Origin of the sequence: Thermicanus aegyptius DSM 12793 (genome assembly GCF_000510645.1) — a bacterium.
Lineage (GTDB): Bacteria > Bacillota > Bacilli > Thermicanales > Thermicanaceae > Thermicanus > Thermicanus aegyptius.
In genome coordinates, this window is the sequence record NZ_KI783301.1 from 2,581,292 (window position 1) to 2,595,576 (window position 14,285).

A 14,285-nucleotide genomic window follows, 5' to 3' on the forward strand; every position below is an offset into this window, starting at 1 on the left:
ATTCTACCAGCGGAATCCTGGAAAGCCGATTTGCCTTAAAGCTTCGTAAAGGACGATGGCGACGGAGTTGGAGAGGTTGAGGGAGCGGGCGTGGGATAGCATCGGGATACGAATCGCTCTCTCTTCATGGGAGAAGATGAGATCCTCCGGCAGTCCCTTCGTCTCTTTGCCGAAGAGGAGGTAATCACCGTCTTGAAAAGAGACTTCATGGTACCCCTGCTTCGCCTTTGTGGTAGCAAGATAAGCCCGCTCTAGCCCCACCCGATCCAAAAAATCTTGCAAAGAATCATGGTGATGAATCTCCACCTCATTCCAATAATCCAGCCCTGCCCTTTTCAGATAGCGGTCTTCAATGGAAAAACCAAGGGGGTGAACGAGATGCAGGACGGAACCCGTCACGGAACAGGTGCGAACGATATTGCCCGTATTTGAGGGAATCTCCGGTTCAACGAGTACGATGTGAAATGGCATAGCAACCTTCCTTTTGCGAGCTGCACGGTGTAGAATAACCGACTCTATTATATCACAAGATGGAAGAAGAGATATTTTGTTTCCACGGAATGGGCCGGTGAATCTTTAAGGGCCCAATGGGCATGGGTACGGTTATAGGAATGGGTATTGATAAGGGGTTCTCCCTTCATATTAAAATCTACAACCAATGCATTATGCTGCCAACGACCGTCGCCATCAAAGTCGTAGCAGATCACATCCCCCACCTCCAACTGTTGGGGATGTTCCACCGGAACCCCCTTTACGCCCGATATGGATGTCTCCAAAAATACTTTAAGGCTGTGAGCCACAGCCCAGCTATAGCTGTATGAAGGAGGGGAGGAAAATCGGTACCACCAGCCGGCATTACGATCCCTTCCATATTGCATGGGGACTCCCCCCGCGAAAAGGCATTGGGAAACGTAATTGGTACAATCCTCATCCCCAAAATAGATGTACTGTGGATTGGGTTTATTCCACCACAGGTCGGCATAGGAAACCGCTTTTTGTCGATCGTATGTCAACTTGCTCACCTCTCCATCCATTCTCCTCCCAGTCTATTCATCGGGCTGTGGGATTGCCTCCGGCTTCCTCCGGATCCCGCCTCGCGGCAGACACCCTTGCCCTCGTCCGGCAAGCTTGTGCCGCCTCGCCCGCGGCGGACTTGCGCCGCCAAGTTAACGCCCATGCCGAGCGCACAAGAAAAAACCTCATCCGAAGGGGATAAGGTTTTTTTAAGATTCCGGTTCATTCCGCTTTAAGGTAGTGACTCCTCCGTTCCAAGTGCAGCAGCTTTTCTTTGATCGAAAGACCGCCTCCATACCCGATCAATTCACCGTTGGAGCCGATCACCCGATGACAAGGGACGAGGATCGGAATGGGATTGTCATGATTAGCTCCGCCGATTGCCCGCACCGCTCTGGGCATATTAAGACGAAGGGCGATCTGTTTATAAGAGCGGGTCTCTCCATAAGGAATCTCCAGAAGAGCGTTCCATACCGCCTTCTGAAAAGGGGTTCCTTTCAGATCGAGGGGCAAGGTAAATGTTTTTCTATTTCCCCGGAAATACTCCTCCAATTGAGACTTAACGTCTGCCAATCGGTCATCATCACGGATCAGCCGGTTCGCGTTAAGTCCCATCCGCCGCAGCCAAAGACCGATCGGAGTAAGCGCCTTCTCTTCATCCCCAAACGCAATATTGAGCACCCCAGCCTCATGCTTGACCGCCGTCAAAGGTCCAATCGGAGTGGAAAAAGTAGAATAGAAGATGTTCGTTTCGTGGGCCATGACGCCCCCTCCTTCAAACATTGGGAAAAAAATCCCCCTTTACATCATAACATGATTGAAGGCCGGTTTGGATTACAATTATATTACAGATAGTCTAAAAATTCGTACTACGATTTCGTTCTACTGTAACGGAGTACCTGATACGGGTTTACGGTCACCTTTCACATCGACCGGCTCTTCCAACCTGCGGAGCGCGTTCAGGATCTCCTCTAAAACCACTTCTTCTTTTTCGCACATCCGTTGTTCTTCCAGAGCCTTTCGGGCCATGTCTCCTCCAATCTTCCCGAGTGCCCAGGCAGAAGTCCCCCGGATGACCGGCCGCCCATCCTCCTTTAGGAGCTTGATGAGATCGGGAACCGCCGACTCATCCCTGAAATGAGCCAATGCGATAATCGCATTCCGTTGAATCGGCTTTTTCCCCCTCCATGCGGCCGCGGTAGGACCCCATTTCTCTTGAAATTCCCGTTTGCCGATGCTCAAGAGGGGTTTCAACAGGGGGCGCGCCAACTCCGGATCCGGCCGGAAAGCTTCTTGATGGGTGAAGTTTATTTTTCGATTGTAGGGACATACCTGCTGGCAGGTATCACATCCATAGATTCGATTTCCCATTTTCTCCCTTACCTCCTGGGGGAGAAACCCCTTCACCTGGGTGAGATAAGCAAGGCAACGCTTCGCATTCAGCTGCCCCGCCTTCACAAAAGCTTGGGTAGGACAAGCCGTAAGGCAGGCGGTACATGCCCCGCAGCCATTCTCCATCGGAGAGTCGGGGGGAAAGGGGAGATTGGTAATCATCTCCCCCAAATATACATAGGAGCCGTATTCGGGTGTGATCAGGTTGGCGTTTTTTCCCACCCACCCCAAACCCGCCCTCTCCGCCACCGCCCGATCGGCGAGAACACCGGTATCCACCATCGGGATGCAGTTCGCTTCCGGGACGTTCTGCTTTATAAAAAGAGCCAGCTTTTCCAACTTCTCTTTAAGAACCTGGTGATAATCCCTACCCCAAGCGGCTCTGGAGACGATACCCCGGTAGGCTCCCGGTTCCGAAGGATTCGGGTTGGAAAAACGGGAGGGATGGGCAAGCGCCACCGCAATGATTGATTTTGCATCGGGAAGAGTGAGCTTAGGGTAAACCCTTTTATCGATATCCATCTCTTCAAAACCGGAAGCATACCCTTTCGCTTGGTGTTCTTCCAACCTTTCCTTCAACGAATAAAAGGGCTCCGCCGTGGTAAAACCGATCTTATCGATGCCGATTCCTTTCGCGAAGGTGATCACTTCTTGTTTAACGAGTTCCCCATTCATTTCCATCCCATTCTCCCCATCCGGAATCATCTTGGCCCGATTTTCCCCACCCCATGCAAGGATGATACGGATAAACATGGAAAACATTCCGGATGTGATTTCATTCTACAGTCCGATTATACCATACTCACGATCTTCCTCAGGAAAGAAGTGCAGGGAAGAAAAAACGGAACGGGCGGATCCATCAAGCTCAAATGTCCTATTGGGGTAAGGAATTTACCGCACCCGTCTCTCCGGATCGGAATACTGGGACCGTCTTTTCTTCCTGAAGGGCAAGATAACGATCAAAAAAAGAAAAGAGGTAGGCGTAATCCTCCGGGCGGAGTTTTCTCCTTGCGATTTCATAGATCTTCAGAAAGCTTTCTTCTGTTAAACCTTCCTCCAACAATTGGGTGATTTCCTTCATTTCCGTTTCATTGAAGCGGGAACCGGCCCAGATGAAGAAAGAGAGCTTCTCCTTGCTTGTCAAATGATTGCTTAAGGCATCGATCATGCGGTTTACTTCCAACAACTGTCCTTGAGGCGCTCCTCCCGGCGAAGGGGTTTTCACATCTGTGCCCGGCATATCCTCTTGCATCTGAGTTTCGGTGGGAGTCCCTTGGTTTTCCGGCGTTCCGGGATTTTCAAAGGTCCCATTCTCCAGGATTGAACGAAGATCGGCGATAAAGCGATCGTAGGCAGATGAGGAAGAGATACCGGATGGCAAAAGGGAGGCAAGGAAAGGGTCCTGACGGACATAACCGGAAGAGAACCACCCTCCCAAGAATGAGAGAAAAAGGAGAAAGAGAAGGAATATGTTTCTGATCATCGAGGCCATATCATTCACCTCATTTTTGTTTGCTTTTTCTCATCTTTTCCAACATTCTCAGGTTTTAACCCAATCGTCCAATCCAATTTTCATTCATCCCTCATTGTGCCCATCATACACCGGAGAATGGATCACCGCCTGTTACCGCGGTCGGGAGAAGGGAGAGCGAAAGGCAAGAAGCCCATTGGGTATGCGGCCGAGTGAGAAAGATGTGGACAAAAAAAACCCCCCCTGTTCCAACGAAGCCCGCCGCTTCGTTCGCAGAGGGAAGGCTTATTCGTCTTACCCCCCGAGATAAGCCGATTGAACCTGAGGACTCTTATGAAGTTCTTCCGGCCTTCCGGATAAGACCACTTTGCCTGTCTCGATCACATACGCCCGATGGGCGACGGAAAGAGCCATATGGGCATTCTGTTCCACGAGGAGGATGGTGGTCCCCCCTCCGTTAATCTCTTTAATGATCGAGAAGATGGTCTTCACCAGAAGGGGAGCAAGCCCCATGGAGGGTTCATCCAGCAAAAGGAGCTTGGGCCTTGCCATCAAGGCTCTTCCCATCGCCAGCATCTGCTGCTCTCCACCGGACAACGTCCCGGCTTGCTGCCGCATCCGTTCCTTCAATCGGGGGAAAAGGGTAAAAACCATCTCTTGATCCTGTCGGATCCCTTCCTTATCCTTTCGGAGATAGGCGCCCATCTCCAGGTTTTCCTCCACGCTTAAGTTGGGAAAGATCCTTCTCCCTTCCGGCACATGGGAGATCCCTAACTTCACGATCGCTTCCGGAGAGGTGGATTCAATCTTCTTCCCCTGGTAGATGATTTCTCCTTTTTTCGGATGAATTAAACCCGAGATGGTTCGAAGTAAGGTCGTTTTTCCCGCACCATTGGCTCCGATCAACGTAACGATCTCCCCTTCGTTTACCTCCAAGGAGATCCCTTTCAGGGCTTGGATCTTTCCGTAATAGACATCGATTTCGTTCACTTGTAACATCAAGATACCTCCTCCCCAAGGTAAGCTTCAATCACCTTGGGATTGGTGCGTATTTCCTGGGGTGTGCCGTGGGCGATGAGTTGCCCATGGTCAAGGACGTAGATCCGCTCACAAATGCCCATCACCAACGACATATCATGCTCAATCAGGAGGATCGTCAGGTTAAATCGATTCCGAATAAAGGCGATCATTTCCATGAGGGATTTGGTCTCTTGGGGGTTCATCCCTGCCGCCGGTTCATCGAGAAGGAGGAGTTTGGGTTTGGTGGCCAAAGCTCTGGCGATCTCTAGCCTGCGCTGCATCCCGTATGGGAGATTCTTCGCCTTCTCCCTTTTCACCTTATCCAAGTCGAAAAGCTTTAATAACGCCAGGCTCTCCTCCTCCATCTTCTTTTCCTCCCTAAAATGGTTTGGCAGACGAAGGATGGAGCCGGCAAAGGAGTGATGGGTATTGATATGATAAGCCACTTTAACATTATCAAGAACCGATAATTCATTAAACAGGCGGATGTTCTGAAAGGTTCGGCATACCCCTTTACGGGTTATCGCCGATGGCGAAAGTCCATTCACCCTCTCACCGGCAAAGAGAATCTCTCCTTCCGTCGGTTCATAGACCCCGGTTAACATATTAAAAAGCGTCGTCTTCCCAGCCCCGTTCGGGCCGATCAAGCCGATCAACTCACCTGCTCGTAGATAGAGATCAACGTTGGAAACCGCCTTCAGCCCGCCAAACCGGATGCTCACCTGGTTTAACTCCAGGAGATTTTTATCGCTCTGTTTTATCATCCTCGACCCACCTCCTTCTCCGGTTTGCGGAAGGAGAAGAAATCGGTAATCTCCTTCGTCCCCATCAACCCCTGCGGCCGATATAACATGACTAAAACAAGGACCAGGCTGTATAGAATCATCCGTGTCTCCGGATACTGTTGCAGGAAGGTGGAGACAAGAGTGAGGAAGGTGGCGGAGATGACGGCGCCGGAAAGGCTCCCCAATCCACCTAACACCACGAAGATCAGGATATCAAAGGATTTGAGAAAACCGAAGTTGACAGGCTGAATCACATAGAAATTATGGGCGTATAAGGCTCCGGCGATCCCTGCGAAAAAAGCTCCGATCGCAAAGGCGAGCACCTTATAATAGGTGATGGGAATGCCCATCGCCTCTGCGGCGATCTCATTCTCCCGGATGGCGATACAGGCTCTCCCATGAGTGGATTCGGTAAAATTCCGGACGACCAGGACGGTAATGAGTGTCCCAAGAAAAACGTAAGTCCAGTTCGTCATATGAGTTACCTGCATCCCGGCCGCTCCACCCACATAATCGATATTGAGGAAAAAGATACGGACAATCTCCCCAAAACCAAGGGTAGCGATGGCCAGATAATCCCCCTTGAGTCGGAGGGACGGAATCCCTACCACAAGCCCAGCCAGCATGGCGGCGATTCCTCCCACCAGAATGGCGATTTCAAAAGGAAGACCCATTTTCATGGTGATGATCGCGGAGGTGTACGCTCCTACCGCCAGAAACCCCGCATGACCGATGGAGAATTGCCCCGTAATACCGATGATCAGATGAAGGCTTACCGCCAACATGATGTTAATCCCAATGTTTATAAGGAGATTGCTATAGTACAGATCAAGGACTCCCATGTTGATGAGAACTTGAAAAACGGCATAGAGGAGGATGGATGCTAGGAAGAAAAGCCAAAACGAACGGTTACCTATCTTCATGGAATATCCCCCCTATACTTTCTCTTTCACGTTCTGCCCAAAGAGGCCGGACGGTTTAAAGATTAAGATAAGTATGAGGATGACGAAGGCTGCCGCATCCCGCCAGAGGGAAAAACCTGCGGCACTGACGAACGTTTCGACCAGCCCCAGAAGCATTCCCCCCGCCATCGCTCCAGGAATGCTTCCAATCCCTCCGAGAACCGCCGCCACGAAGGCTTTAAGTCCCGGGATAATCCCCATAAGCGGGTCTATCTTCGTATAGTAAAGGCCAAAAATGACTCCTGCCGCCCCGGCTAAAGAAGAACCGATGGCAAAGGTGACGGAAATCGTCGTATCCACGTTTATACCCATTAAGCGCGCGGTTTCCGCATCATGGGAAACGGCACGCATCGCTTTCCCCACTTTGGTCCGATGAACGATGTATTGAAGCAAAATCATCAAGAGAATCGATACCCCGAGAATGAAGAGGGCATCCGCATTCAGCGTAAGGCCGAAGAGATTCAACACCATATCCGGGAGGGCGTTCCCCGGATACGCTTCCGGTTGGGCTCCTCTTACATAGATTGTCCCATATTCTATGAATAGGGAAACCCCAATCGCCGTAATGAGAGCGGATATGCGGGGAGAATTGCGCAACCGCTTGTATGCAACCCGTTCAATGATCACCCCTATCAGGGCGGTCAGGATCATGGAGAGAAGAAGTGCCGGTATAAGTCCCAAATGAAGGGCGGTAATGCTGTAAAAACCGATAAAAGCCCCCAGCATGAATACATCCCCATGTGCGAAATTAATTAATTTTACGATTCCGTATACCATGGTATACCCCAATGCGATGAGGGCATAAATACTACCCACCGATATTCCGTTAATAATCTGTTGGAAGATTTCCATGGAATGCACTCCCTAGTGTGTCTTGTTGGAATAAGGGGAAATAGGGGGCTAATGCCCCCTATCTTCTAATTTTTAGAAGCTCTCAATTACTTACGGATTTACTTTCGTTTTAAACTCCTGAACCCCGTTCTTATACTCCAGAATCGCTGCCGACTTGATCGGATTATGTTTCTCGTCAATGGTCAATACCCCGGAAACCACCTTCAAATCTTTGGTCGCCGCTAAAGCATCCTTAATTTTGGTGGGATCGGCAGAGCCTGCCCGTTGGATGGCATCGGCTAAGAATTTCACCGAGTCATAACCTAAGGCATTAAATGCATCCGGCTCTTTACCGTTATATTTCCCTTTAAAGGCTTCTACGAACTTCTGAATCTCAGGATCGGGGTCTTTGGAGGAGTAGTGATTGGTCAGGAAGACGTTGTTTAAAGCATCTGCTCCCGCCAACTCAACCATCTTCGGCGAATCTAAGCCGTCACCGCCCATGATGGGTGCCATAAGGCCGAGCTCCCGAGCCTGTTTTACGATGAGACCCACTTCTTCATAATAGCCGGGGACGTAAACGAATTCAGGATTTGTTCCTTTAATCCGGGTTAAAGTGGAACGGAAATCCGTATCCTTGGCCACAAAGGCTTCTTCCGAGACGATCTGTCCTCCATTTTTGGTGAAGGTCTCTTTAAACGAAGCGGCTAGACCTTTCGAGTAATCGCTGGCACTGTCGATGTAGATCGCGGCGGTTTTTACCTTTAAATCATTTAATGCGAAACGGGCAGCCACATCCCCTTGGAAAGGATCGATGAAGCAGGTACGGAACATATACTCGTTCACGCTTCCGTCCTGATTCACCGTGACCGAATCGGCCGTTCCCGTCGGAGTGATGACCGGGATCTTGTTGTCGTTCGACAACTGGATCATCGCCTTGGTATTTCCGGAGGTAGCCGCTCCAATGATGGCCACCACTTTATCTTGGGACATTAATTTAATCGCTGCATTGGTGGATTCGGCCGCATCCGATTTATTGTCTACCTTAACCACCTCAAGCTGCTGGCCATTAATTCCTCCGGCCTTATTGATCTCCTCTACGGCCAAGTCAATTCCTTCGGCAATGGATTGTCCATAAGATGAAACCCCACCGGATAGCTCGAGATTGGCGCCGATCTTTATCGTGCCTGCCTGTGCTCCGCCGTTTCCTCCAGGTGCGGTGTTTCCTTCGGTCTGGTTCCCGCCATTTGTCGTCCCTGTGGTCGAAGTGCCGCAACCGGCCAGGACTCCAAAGGCGAGAATCGCTAGGAGTACCAAAATCGATACTTTTCTCATCATGACCCCCCCAAGTAAGTATTTTTAATCTTTCGATTAAAAGAAATTAACTAAGAGATATATTAAACTATTTTTTATTATTCGTCCAGTATTTTTTATTCACCTTTTTCAGAAAAGGAGGATTTAACAATTATCCCAATTTTATTCGTGATGATTTTTATTATTTTCTTTTCCAGCTTCCGATGTCATTGATTCTCTTTCAAAAAAAAAATGAGGAGACCTTGCCCTGGTCTCCCCAACTTCTCTTTCTCTCCTAAAAAATAATTTTTCTTTTATCATCCTTTATTTATGATCAAAATAAATGAATGGCTCAGTGAATTAGATCAAACGTCACACCCTAAAAAGGGAGAGATTCGATTGCATGTCGCGGGATAAGCTTTCCAGCTTTTCAGACATTTTCACCAAGGTTTCGCTTACCTCCCGCTGATTTTGACTGATGGAAGCCACCTCTTCCGAAGAGGCGGAAGACTCCTCGGAGAACGACCCCACATTCTCCATGGCGATGATGAGGGCCTTCTGTGATTCCTTCAAGCGATCCAACGAACCCGTCACCTCGGTCAATTGTCCGGTAAGCTGCTCCATCTTCTCCTTGACCCGCATGAAAAGGAGATCCGCTCCCTTCACGGTAGAGATCTGTTCTTGAAAAAGCGGCGCGGCTTTCCCCATAACGTCCATCGTTTCATGAATATCCTTCTCTATGGTCGAAGTGATCTCTCCCACCACATCGATGGATTGCCGTGATTGCTCGGCCAAACGCCGGATTTCATCCGCCACCACCGCGAAACCTTTGCCCGCTTCTCCGGCTCGAGCCGCTTCGATGGAAGCATTTAAGGATAAGATGTTGGTCTGTTTTGTGATGCCTTGCAAGATATCCAGGATTTCTCTGATCGAACCCATGCTCTGTCCAAGCTGGCCAATCTTTTCCACCATCTTCTTGGTCATCTCTTCGGTATGGGTGGTTTTTACCCTCAGTTCTTCCATAAAAGCGGTTCCTCTACGGCTCGCCTCTTCCACTTCACCAACCGCTGTGCCCATCATTTGATTCGCCTTTTCTACCTCCTCCATCTTTAACCGCATCTCTTGGGTGAGCCGGGTTCCCTGTTCCGCTTCCATGGCGAGCTGCATCGCCCCTTTGGCGATTTCCTCCGTGGCTCGCGCCATCTCCTGCGCCGATGCGGCGGTCGCCTTTGAAGTCTGTAATAACTCTTCCGCACTTTTCATCAGCGAAGAGGCACCGATATGGGATCCCTGGATCAAGCCCGAGATTTTTTCCATCATATGGTTAAAGCTTCGACCAACTTCCCCGATTTCATCCTTACCTCGTACTTTGATCCGTACGGTGAGATTCCCTTCCTCCGCCTCCCGCATCAATCCCTTCAATCGGTTTAGCGGATTCCCAACCATCCTCATAACCCACAATCCCAAGAGAATCGCAATAAGCATCGCGCCGAGCGCCATGAGGATCGTCATGTAGCGAATCTGTTCCGAATCCCGAACCAACTCCGCGAGGGGCACGGCCGTCGCCACCATCCATCCCGATTCTTCCATCGTTTTAAAGATGACCAATTTGCCTGAGCGGGAAAAACTTACGGATTGGGGAATCGCCTGTTCCCTCTCCTTTGCCGTGATGGGGATTTCAAAGGCCTGGCCAATCTGACTCTCCTCCTTAGCGCGGATCAAGCGATTCTCCCCATCGAGCACGACGACCGGCCGATCATTCCCCATGGAGAGACCGCCCAGCGTTTTGTCCAATACTTCTTTGTCAATTTCCAAGAGGAGGAGACCGGCTTTCTTTCCCGTCGTGATGTCCACCAGAAGGCGGCCAATGGCAAATGCAGGCTTATCGGAAGCATAGTAACCCTTCTCACGGGTGGGGAGGTAAACCGGCCTGCCGTTCGCCTCCACCACCTGTTGGAACCACTTTTCCTGTTCTGGATTTTCATTGAGCTTAATTCCCGTGTAGTTATTCCCTGTAAGCCCTTTCCCGGAAGTTAGAGGAAGAATGGAAATATTCCGGATCCCCGCTTTCAATATTGCCATGTTAGCAATTTTCTTTTCAATTTGATTTTGTAGCATATAGTGATCGTATCCGGTAATTTCCGGGTCATAAAAATCCCGCAACCATCGCATAAAGTTAGTATCGGAGAATAATTCCATGGTCACATCTTGGTAAGATTTGATCTCTGTTTCGACTTTATCGGCAGCCAACTGGATGGTTTGCTTGGCGGTTTCGGCCACTTTCCTCGCAATCGCTTCGGAGGATTGAATATAGGAGAAGTACCCGATCCCTCCTACCATGAGCGAGATCGAGATAAAGTAGATAAAAAAGAGCTTTCCTCCTACCGAATGTAAGGGGTTTCCTATTTTCCGCAGAGAAAACGTTCTCATACCACCACTCCTTTTCGTATCGTCCTTTCCCGTTACGGCAAATCCTTGCGACTCGCGATCATTTATTTCGAATCGCAAGCGATTTGGAAAGGCGTTCTTCATCCCTTTCACAAATTACATGATTCGACATCGATCTCGTAAATCCTTCTTGGGCCTCTTACTTTGAAATATAAGTTAATATTGAAATCTCTAATTAAACTAAATAAACTAAATAAATATCGAATACAAACCCCTATCCTGACGAACACGGATAGGGGTCACGGAAAATAGGTCATGCTTTTTGGAAGAAATGTCTAGTTTGTCCAGGCGGCAAAACAGATCCCGGTGACACGGTAAGCGGTACCGTCTCCGGTCTTATAGCCCCACCAATACCAGGGGTCTTCCCAAACCTCGAAATCATATAGATCTTTCCACGGATGCGCTTCGATCACTCCGATTTTCCCTGCCGGAATGGTAAGATCATAGCTTTCCGTAATCGATTCCGTCGCTGTCACATTAAAGCCCACCCCGGCGGAAACGACTCCGGCAGAGACCGATACGCTTGCGGTATATGAATTTGGCACCGTATTTGTGACGGACATATGAAGCGTACCCGGTCCGGAGGCGGAACTACGGCGAATCAATTCGCTTCCACAGATCGATCCCCCAAACGTTACATTTCGAATATCGGTAGATTGTATCGTCAACGGCGACTTGTTTAAAGGGATACTTCTCTTAATGACGATTTCTTTAATCTTCGCACCGGGAAACGGGGGTTCAAAATGAAGATCTTGGTTTAATTGAAAAAGTTGAATGGCTTTGGGGTCGCTAATTCGTATGACATCTTCCTGAACCGTATCCCCCAGTTCATTGCTCGGTTGACCCTCCGAAAGGATACTCAACTTTTCTCCCGGGGTCCTATCTTTTGTAGAAGCTTCCACCACAAGTCCGGAGAGAAGCACGATTACCGTTATCAATGTAATGAAAACCCCTTTTTTCAATGGAATCACCTCCTTCCTTCTTAATCTACAAAGCGGTTGGTTCATAAACGTGAATCTTGTTGTTAAGTCAAATATATCATATTTTCTGACGTTCCGATACGCATTTTTTGTTATATCCTCTAACTTTCTCATTTCCCACGCTCTTGGCGACTATACCGATTGTCTCCTTGATTCTTTCGATTGAACTTGGGGTTATTTCACAAACAGATCCACCACTTGATATTCCTTCTTCGGATTTAAATCATACGTTTTTATCTTTTTAAAATCATCCATTTCATATAAAGAAAATTGAAAATCGGAGATGCCATATAACTTGTTATCTTTCACCGTACACACCGGCAATTGATCTGTTACTGTGACGGTCTTTTGTTCCCTCGTTTTTTTGTCTATCATCGTGATCTTGCTCCCCGTAGGAATCCGATCATGAGTGATGAGGATTTGATCATCTGATTCAAAGATTCGGTGAGGGGAAGGAGTGTTGAGTGATTCCATGATCAGTTTGTCGAATTGATTCAATTTTACCTCTATCAGTTGGTTTGCAGGACCAGTGATACGCCACTCTAAAGGATCCCTCTTGGATCTGGTTATTAAATATAAAGTTCCATCGATAACCCTCATGTCTGTGGGAGCAGAATATTGTTTATTTATAATTTGACCCTTAAGCTCTAAATTTTTATTCAATTTATAAATAATCTGTCTTTTTTCAAATACTTGATCAACCGCGACAAAGACATCATCTTTGTCAACATAAATCCGCCCCCATCCAAACTGTCCTTCTAATTCAATTTTCTTCTCTATACGATTCTCTTTTATATTTATTTTGGTAAGGCTCCCCGTTTTCAGTTTTGAATTATGAAGAACATATACATATTGGTCATCTACCGCCAGACTTACCGGAAGGACATCGGTGTCCAGATAACGAATATGAAAAGTTTCCAGATCTACTTCCAGTACCTTATGATCTATTGCTTTGGGAACTCCTGTGACGGGTATGTACAGTTTATTTTGATAGACTTTACCCTCTTTCAATCCACCATGATTGATGGATATTTTTTTTACCAATGAGCCTTCTTCCGAATAGAATCGAATTTCACTCTCCTCTCTCAAATTGTGCGTAAATGTAACTCCAAAAGAGTATGTACCTGGAGTCAATGACTGATCCGATGCACATCCCAGAATGAGGGAAAATGTTAAAAAGAGGATGATCCAACCGTATGTTTTCTTCATTATTACCCATCAACCGCCCTTTAAAAGTAATTTAGATGACCGCAACTAATGATTCATAGCGGTAATCTACAATCTTAACATCAATAGAAGGGAGAGGGAAAATTCCTCTCCTTCCTTAACCTAAAGATAAACAAAAACTATTACTTGGAGTAAATCACATACGATTCATCCGTTTCGGACAAATCTACAGGCCATACTGCTCCTCCATCATTCAAATCAACATCTGCTGTATGGTAAAAAACATACCATACCAGTTGAGAACAGTAGAAGGAGTCGTCTTGATCAATGTCGAAAAAATTATAATTGTATGGCTTCCCAATATAAGAGTATGCTAATTCGGCTGCTTGTTCATCTTCGCTAACAGTGGTAGATCTAACAGTTCTAGCCTCCATATGTGTATATCTACTTGCCCAATTATTCGGCCATAAATGAACTCCATTGAGATCATCGCCTTTGTTTCCCCACGATTCTATTACATAATCTTCATTATAAACAATCCCCGCGTGACCCCCAGCCCAACTAATAAGACTACTACTTGAACTGTCAAATGTGACATAATAAACTCCTGGCCTAGATGAAACAGGATCATCTTGAAGTAAAGCCTTGGAAGAAATTACTTTAGGATCACCATAAAACTTGGGGTTATCGTAGCTTTGAAGCCTCTTCATTACTTGTTGAGTTTTTTGCTTTGCCATTTGCACATCTTTTAACTGTTCCGGAGTTAGAGTTGGAGAGGCAAAAGCACTAACACTCATCAGAAGGGTTAGAGCCACTGCAAATGATACAATTTTCTTAAACATAAATTTTCCTCCTTTCTAAAAATATGACCTTTTAGATAAGCAGTCGAGAACGGAATGGCATATACAGTACTTGCAACAAA

General features: G+C 47.7%; 15 protein-coding genes. All 15 read right to left on the reverse strand.

Annotation, left to right across the window (positions count from 1 at the left end; all coding sequences use genetic code 11):
• Positions 1-3: 3 nt before the first annotated feature.
• Positions 4-471 (reverse strand): tRNA (uridine(34)/cytosine(34)/5-carboxymethylaminomethyluridine(34)-2'-O)-methyltransferase TrmL, encoded by a 468-nt coding sequence (gene trmL / locus THEAE_RS0113660; RefSeq protein WP_005584809.1) that lies wholly within the window; start codon positions 469-471, stop codon positions 4-6.
• 47 nt (positions 472-518) lie between these two features.
• On the reverse strand, positions 519-1,022 hold the full coding sequence (locus tag THEAE_RS21030; protein ID WP_169729993.1) for an amidase domain-containing protein: 504 nt from the start codon (positions 1,020-1,022) through the stop codon (positions 519-521).
• Positions 1,019-1,240: a hypothetical protein gene (locus tag THEAE_RS23290; RefSeq protein ID WP_028987859.1), complete on the reverse strand. Its 222-nt coding sequence runs from the start codon at positions 1,238-1,240 to the stop codon at positions 1,019-1,021. The genes THEAE_RS21030 and THEAE_RS23290 overlap by 4 nt, the downstream gene beginning before the upstream one ends.
• Entirely contained in the window at positions 1,237-1,776 is a 540-nt protein-coding gene (locus THEAE_RS0113675; protein ID WP_005584815.1) for a methylated-DNA--[protein]-cysteine S-methyltransferase, read from the reverse strand. Before THEAE_RS0113675 ends, THEAE_RS23290 begins: the two co-directional genes overlap by 4 nt.
• 120 nt (positions 1,777-1,896) lie before the next feature.
• Entirely contained in the window at positions 1,897-3,081 is a 1,185-nt protein-coding gene (queG, locus tag THEAE_RS0113680) for a tRNA epoxyqueuosine(34) reductase QueG (RefSeq protein ID WP_028987860.1), read from the reverse strand.
• Positions 3,082-3,280: 199 nt separating this feature from the next.
• Complete coding sequence (locus tag THEAE_RS0113685) at positions 3,281-3,898, reverse strand: hypothetical protein (protein ID WP_028987861.1); 618 nt, start codon at positions 3,896-3,898, stop codon at positions 3,281-3,283.
• Between the two features lie 273 nt (positions 3,899-4,171).
• The gene (locus THEAE_RS0113690; RefSeq protein ID WP_028987862.1) at positions 4,172-4,876 is read right to left on the reverse strand and encodes an ABC transporter ATP-binding protein; all 705 of its coding nucleotides are present in this window, start codon (positions 4,874-4,876) and stop codon (positions 4,172-4,174) included.
• Positions 4,876-5,661 (reverse strand): ABC transporter ATP-binding protein, encoded by a 786-nt coding sequence (locus tag THEAE_RS0113695; protein ID WP_028987863.1) that lies wholly within the window; start codon positions 5,659-5,661, stop codon positions 4,876-4,878. The genes THEAE_RS0113690 and THEAE_RS0113695 overlap by 1 nt, the downstream gene beginning before the upstream one ends.
• Positions 5,658-6,605 carry a branched-chain amino acid ABC transporter permease gene (locus tag THEAE_RS0113700; protein ID WP_005583605.1) on the reverse strand — a complete coding sequence of 316 codons (948 nt, stop codon included), beginning with the start codon at positions 6,603-6,605 and terminating at the stop codon, positions 5,658-5,660. Before THEAE_RS0113700 ends, THEAE_RS0113695 begins: the two co-directional genes overlap by 4 nt.
• A 12-nt stretch (positions 6,606-6,617) precedes the next feature.
• The gene (locus tag THEAE_RS0113705; RefSeq protein ID WP_028987864.1) at positions 6,618-7,496 is read right to left on the reverse strand and encodes a branched-chain amino acid ABC transporter permease; all 879 of its coding nucleotides are present in this window, start codon (positions 7,494-7,496) and stop codon (positions 6,618-6,620) included.
• 90 nt (positions 7,497-7,586) lie between these two features.
• Positions 7,587-8,813, reverse strand: a complete 1,227-nt coding sequence (locus THEAE_RS0113710; RefSeq protein ID WP_028987865.1) for an ABC transporter substrate-binding protein — start codon at positions 8,811-8,813, stop codon at positions 7,587-7,589.
• Between the two features lie 327 nt (positions 8,814-9,140).
• On the reverse strand, positions 9,141-11,198 hold the full coding sequence (locus tag THEAE_RS0113715; RefSeq protein ID WP_028987866.1) for a methyl-accepting chemotaxis protein: 2,058 nt from the start codon (positions 11,196-11,198) through the stop codon (positions 9,141-9,143).
• A gap of 293 nt (positions 11,199-11,491) precedes the next feature.
• Positions 11,492-12,178: a hypothetical protein gene (locus THEAE_RS22170; protein ID WP_051430863.1), complete on the reverse strand. Its 687-nt coding sequence runs from the start codon at positions 12,176-12,178 to the stop codon at positions 11,492-11,494.
• 192 nt (positions 12,179-12,370) lie between these two features.
• Complete coding sequence (locus tag THEAE_RS0113725; RefSeq protein WP_005583595.1) at positions 12,371-13,405, reverse strand: hypothetical protein; 1,035 nt, start codon at positions 13,403-13,405, stop codon at positions 12,371-12,373.
• Positions 13,406-13,545: 140 nt separating this feature from the next.
• On the reverse strand, positions 13,546-14,205 hold the full coding sequence (locus THEAE_RS22175; RefSeq protein WP_052330020.1) for a YiiX/YebB-like N1pC/P60 family cysteine hydrolase: 660 nt from the start codon (positions 14,203-14,205) through the stop codon (positions 13,546-13,548).
• Between the last annotated feature and the right edge of the window lie 80 nt (positions 14,206-14,285).

Excerpts from the sequence above, each read along its gene's own strand:
- trmL (WP_005584809.1), bottom strand. The coding sequence starts at position 471 with ATGCCATTTCACATCGTACTCGTTGAACCGGAGATTCCCTCAAATACG.
- THEAE_RS23290 (WP_028987859.1), bottom strand. The coding sequence starts at position 1,240 with ATGAACCGGAATCTTAAAAAAACCTTATCCCCTTCGGATGAGGTTTTT.
- THEAE_RS0113675 (WP_005584815.1), bottom strand. The coding sequence starts at position 1,776 with ATGGCCCACGAAACGAACATCTTCTATTCTACTTTTTCCACTCCGATT.
- queG (WP_028987860.1), bottom strand. The coding sequence starts at position 3,081 with ATGAATGGGGAACTCGTTAAACAAGAAGTGATCACCTTCGCGAAAGGA.
- THEAE_RS0113685 (WP_028987861.1), bottom strand. The coding sequence starts at position 3,898 with ATGGCCTCGATGATCAGAAACATATTCCTTCTCTTTCTCCTTTTTCTC.
- THEAE_RS0113690 (WP_028987862.1), bottom strand. The coding sequence starts at position 4,876 with ATGTTACAAGTGAACGAAATCGATGTCTATTACGGAAAGATCCAAGCC.
- THEAE_RS0113695 (WP_028987863.1), bottom strand. The coding sequence starts at position 5,661 with ATGATAAAACAGAGCGATAAAAATCTCCTGGAGTTAAACCAGGTGAGC.
- THEAE_RS0113700 (WP_005583605.1), bottom strand. The coding sequence starts at position 6,605 with ATGAAGATAGGTAACCGTTCGTTTTGGCTTTTCTTCCTAGCATCCATC.
- THEAE_RS0113705 (WP_028987864.1), bottom strand. The coding sequence starts at position 7,496 with ATGGAAATCTTCCAACAGATTATTAACGGAATATCGGTGGGTAGTATT.
- THEAE_RS0113710 (WP_028987865.1), bottom strand. The coding sequence starts at position 8,813 with ATGATGAGAAAAGTATCGATTTTGGTACTCCTAGCGATTCTCGCCTTT.
- THEAE_RS0113715 (WP_028987866.1), bottom strand. The coding sequence starts at position 11,198 with ATGAGAACGTTTTCTCTGCGGAAAATAGGAAACCCCTTACATTCGGTA.
- THEAE_RS0113725 (WP_005583595.1), bottom strand. The coding sequence starts at position 13,405 with ATGAAGAAAACATACGGTTGGATCATCCTCTTTTTAACATTTTCCCTC.
- THEAE_RS22175 (WP_052330020.1), bottom strand. The coding sequence starts at position 14,205 with ATGTTTAAGAAAATTGTATCATTTGCAGTGGCTCTAACCCTTCTGATG.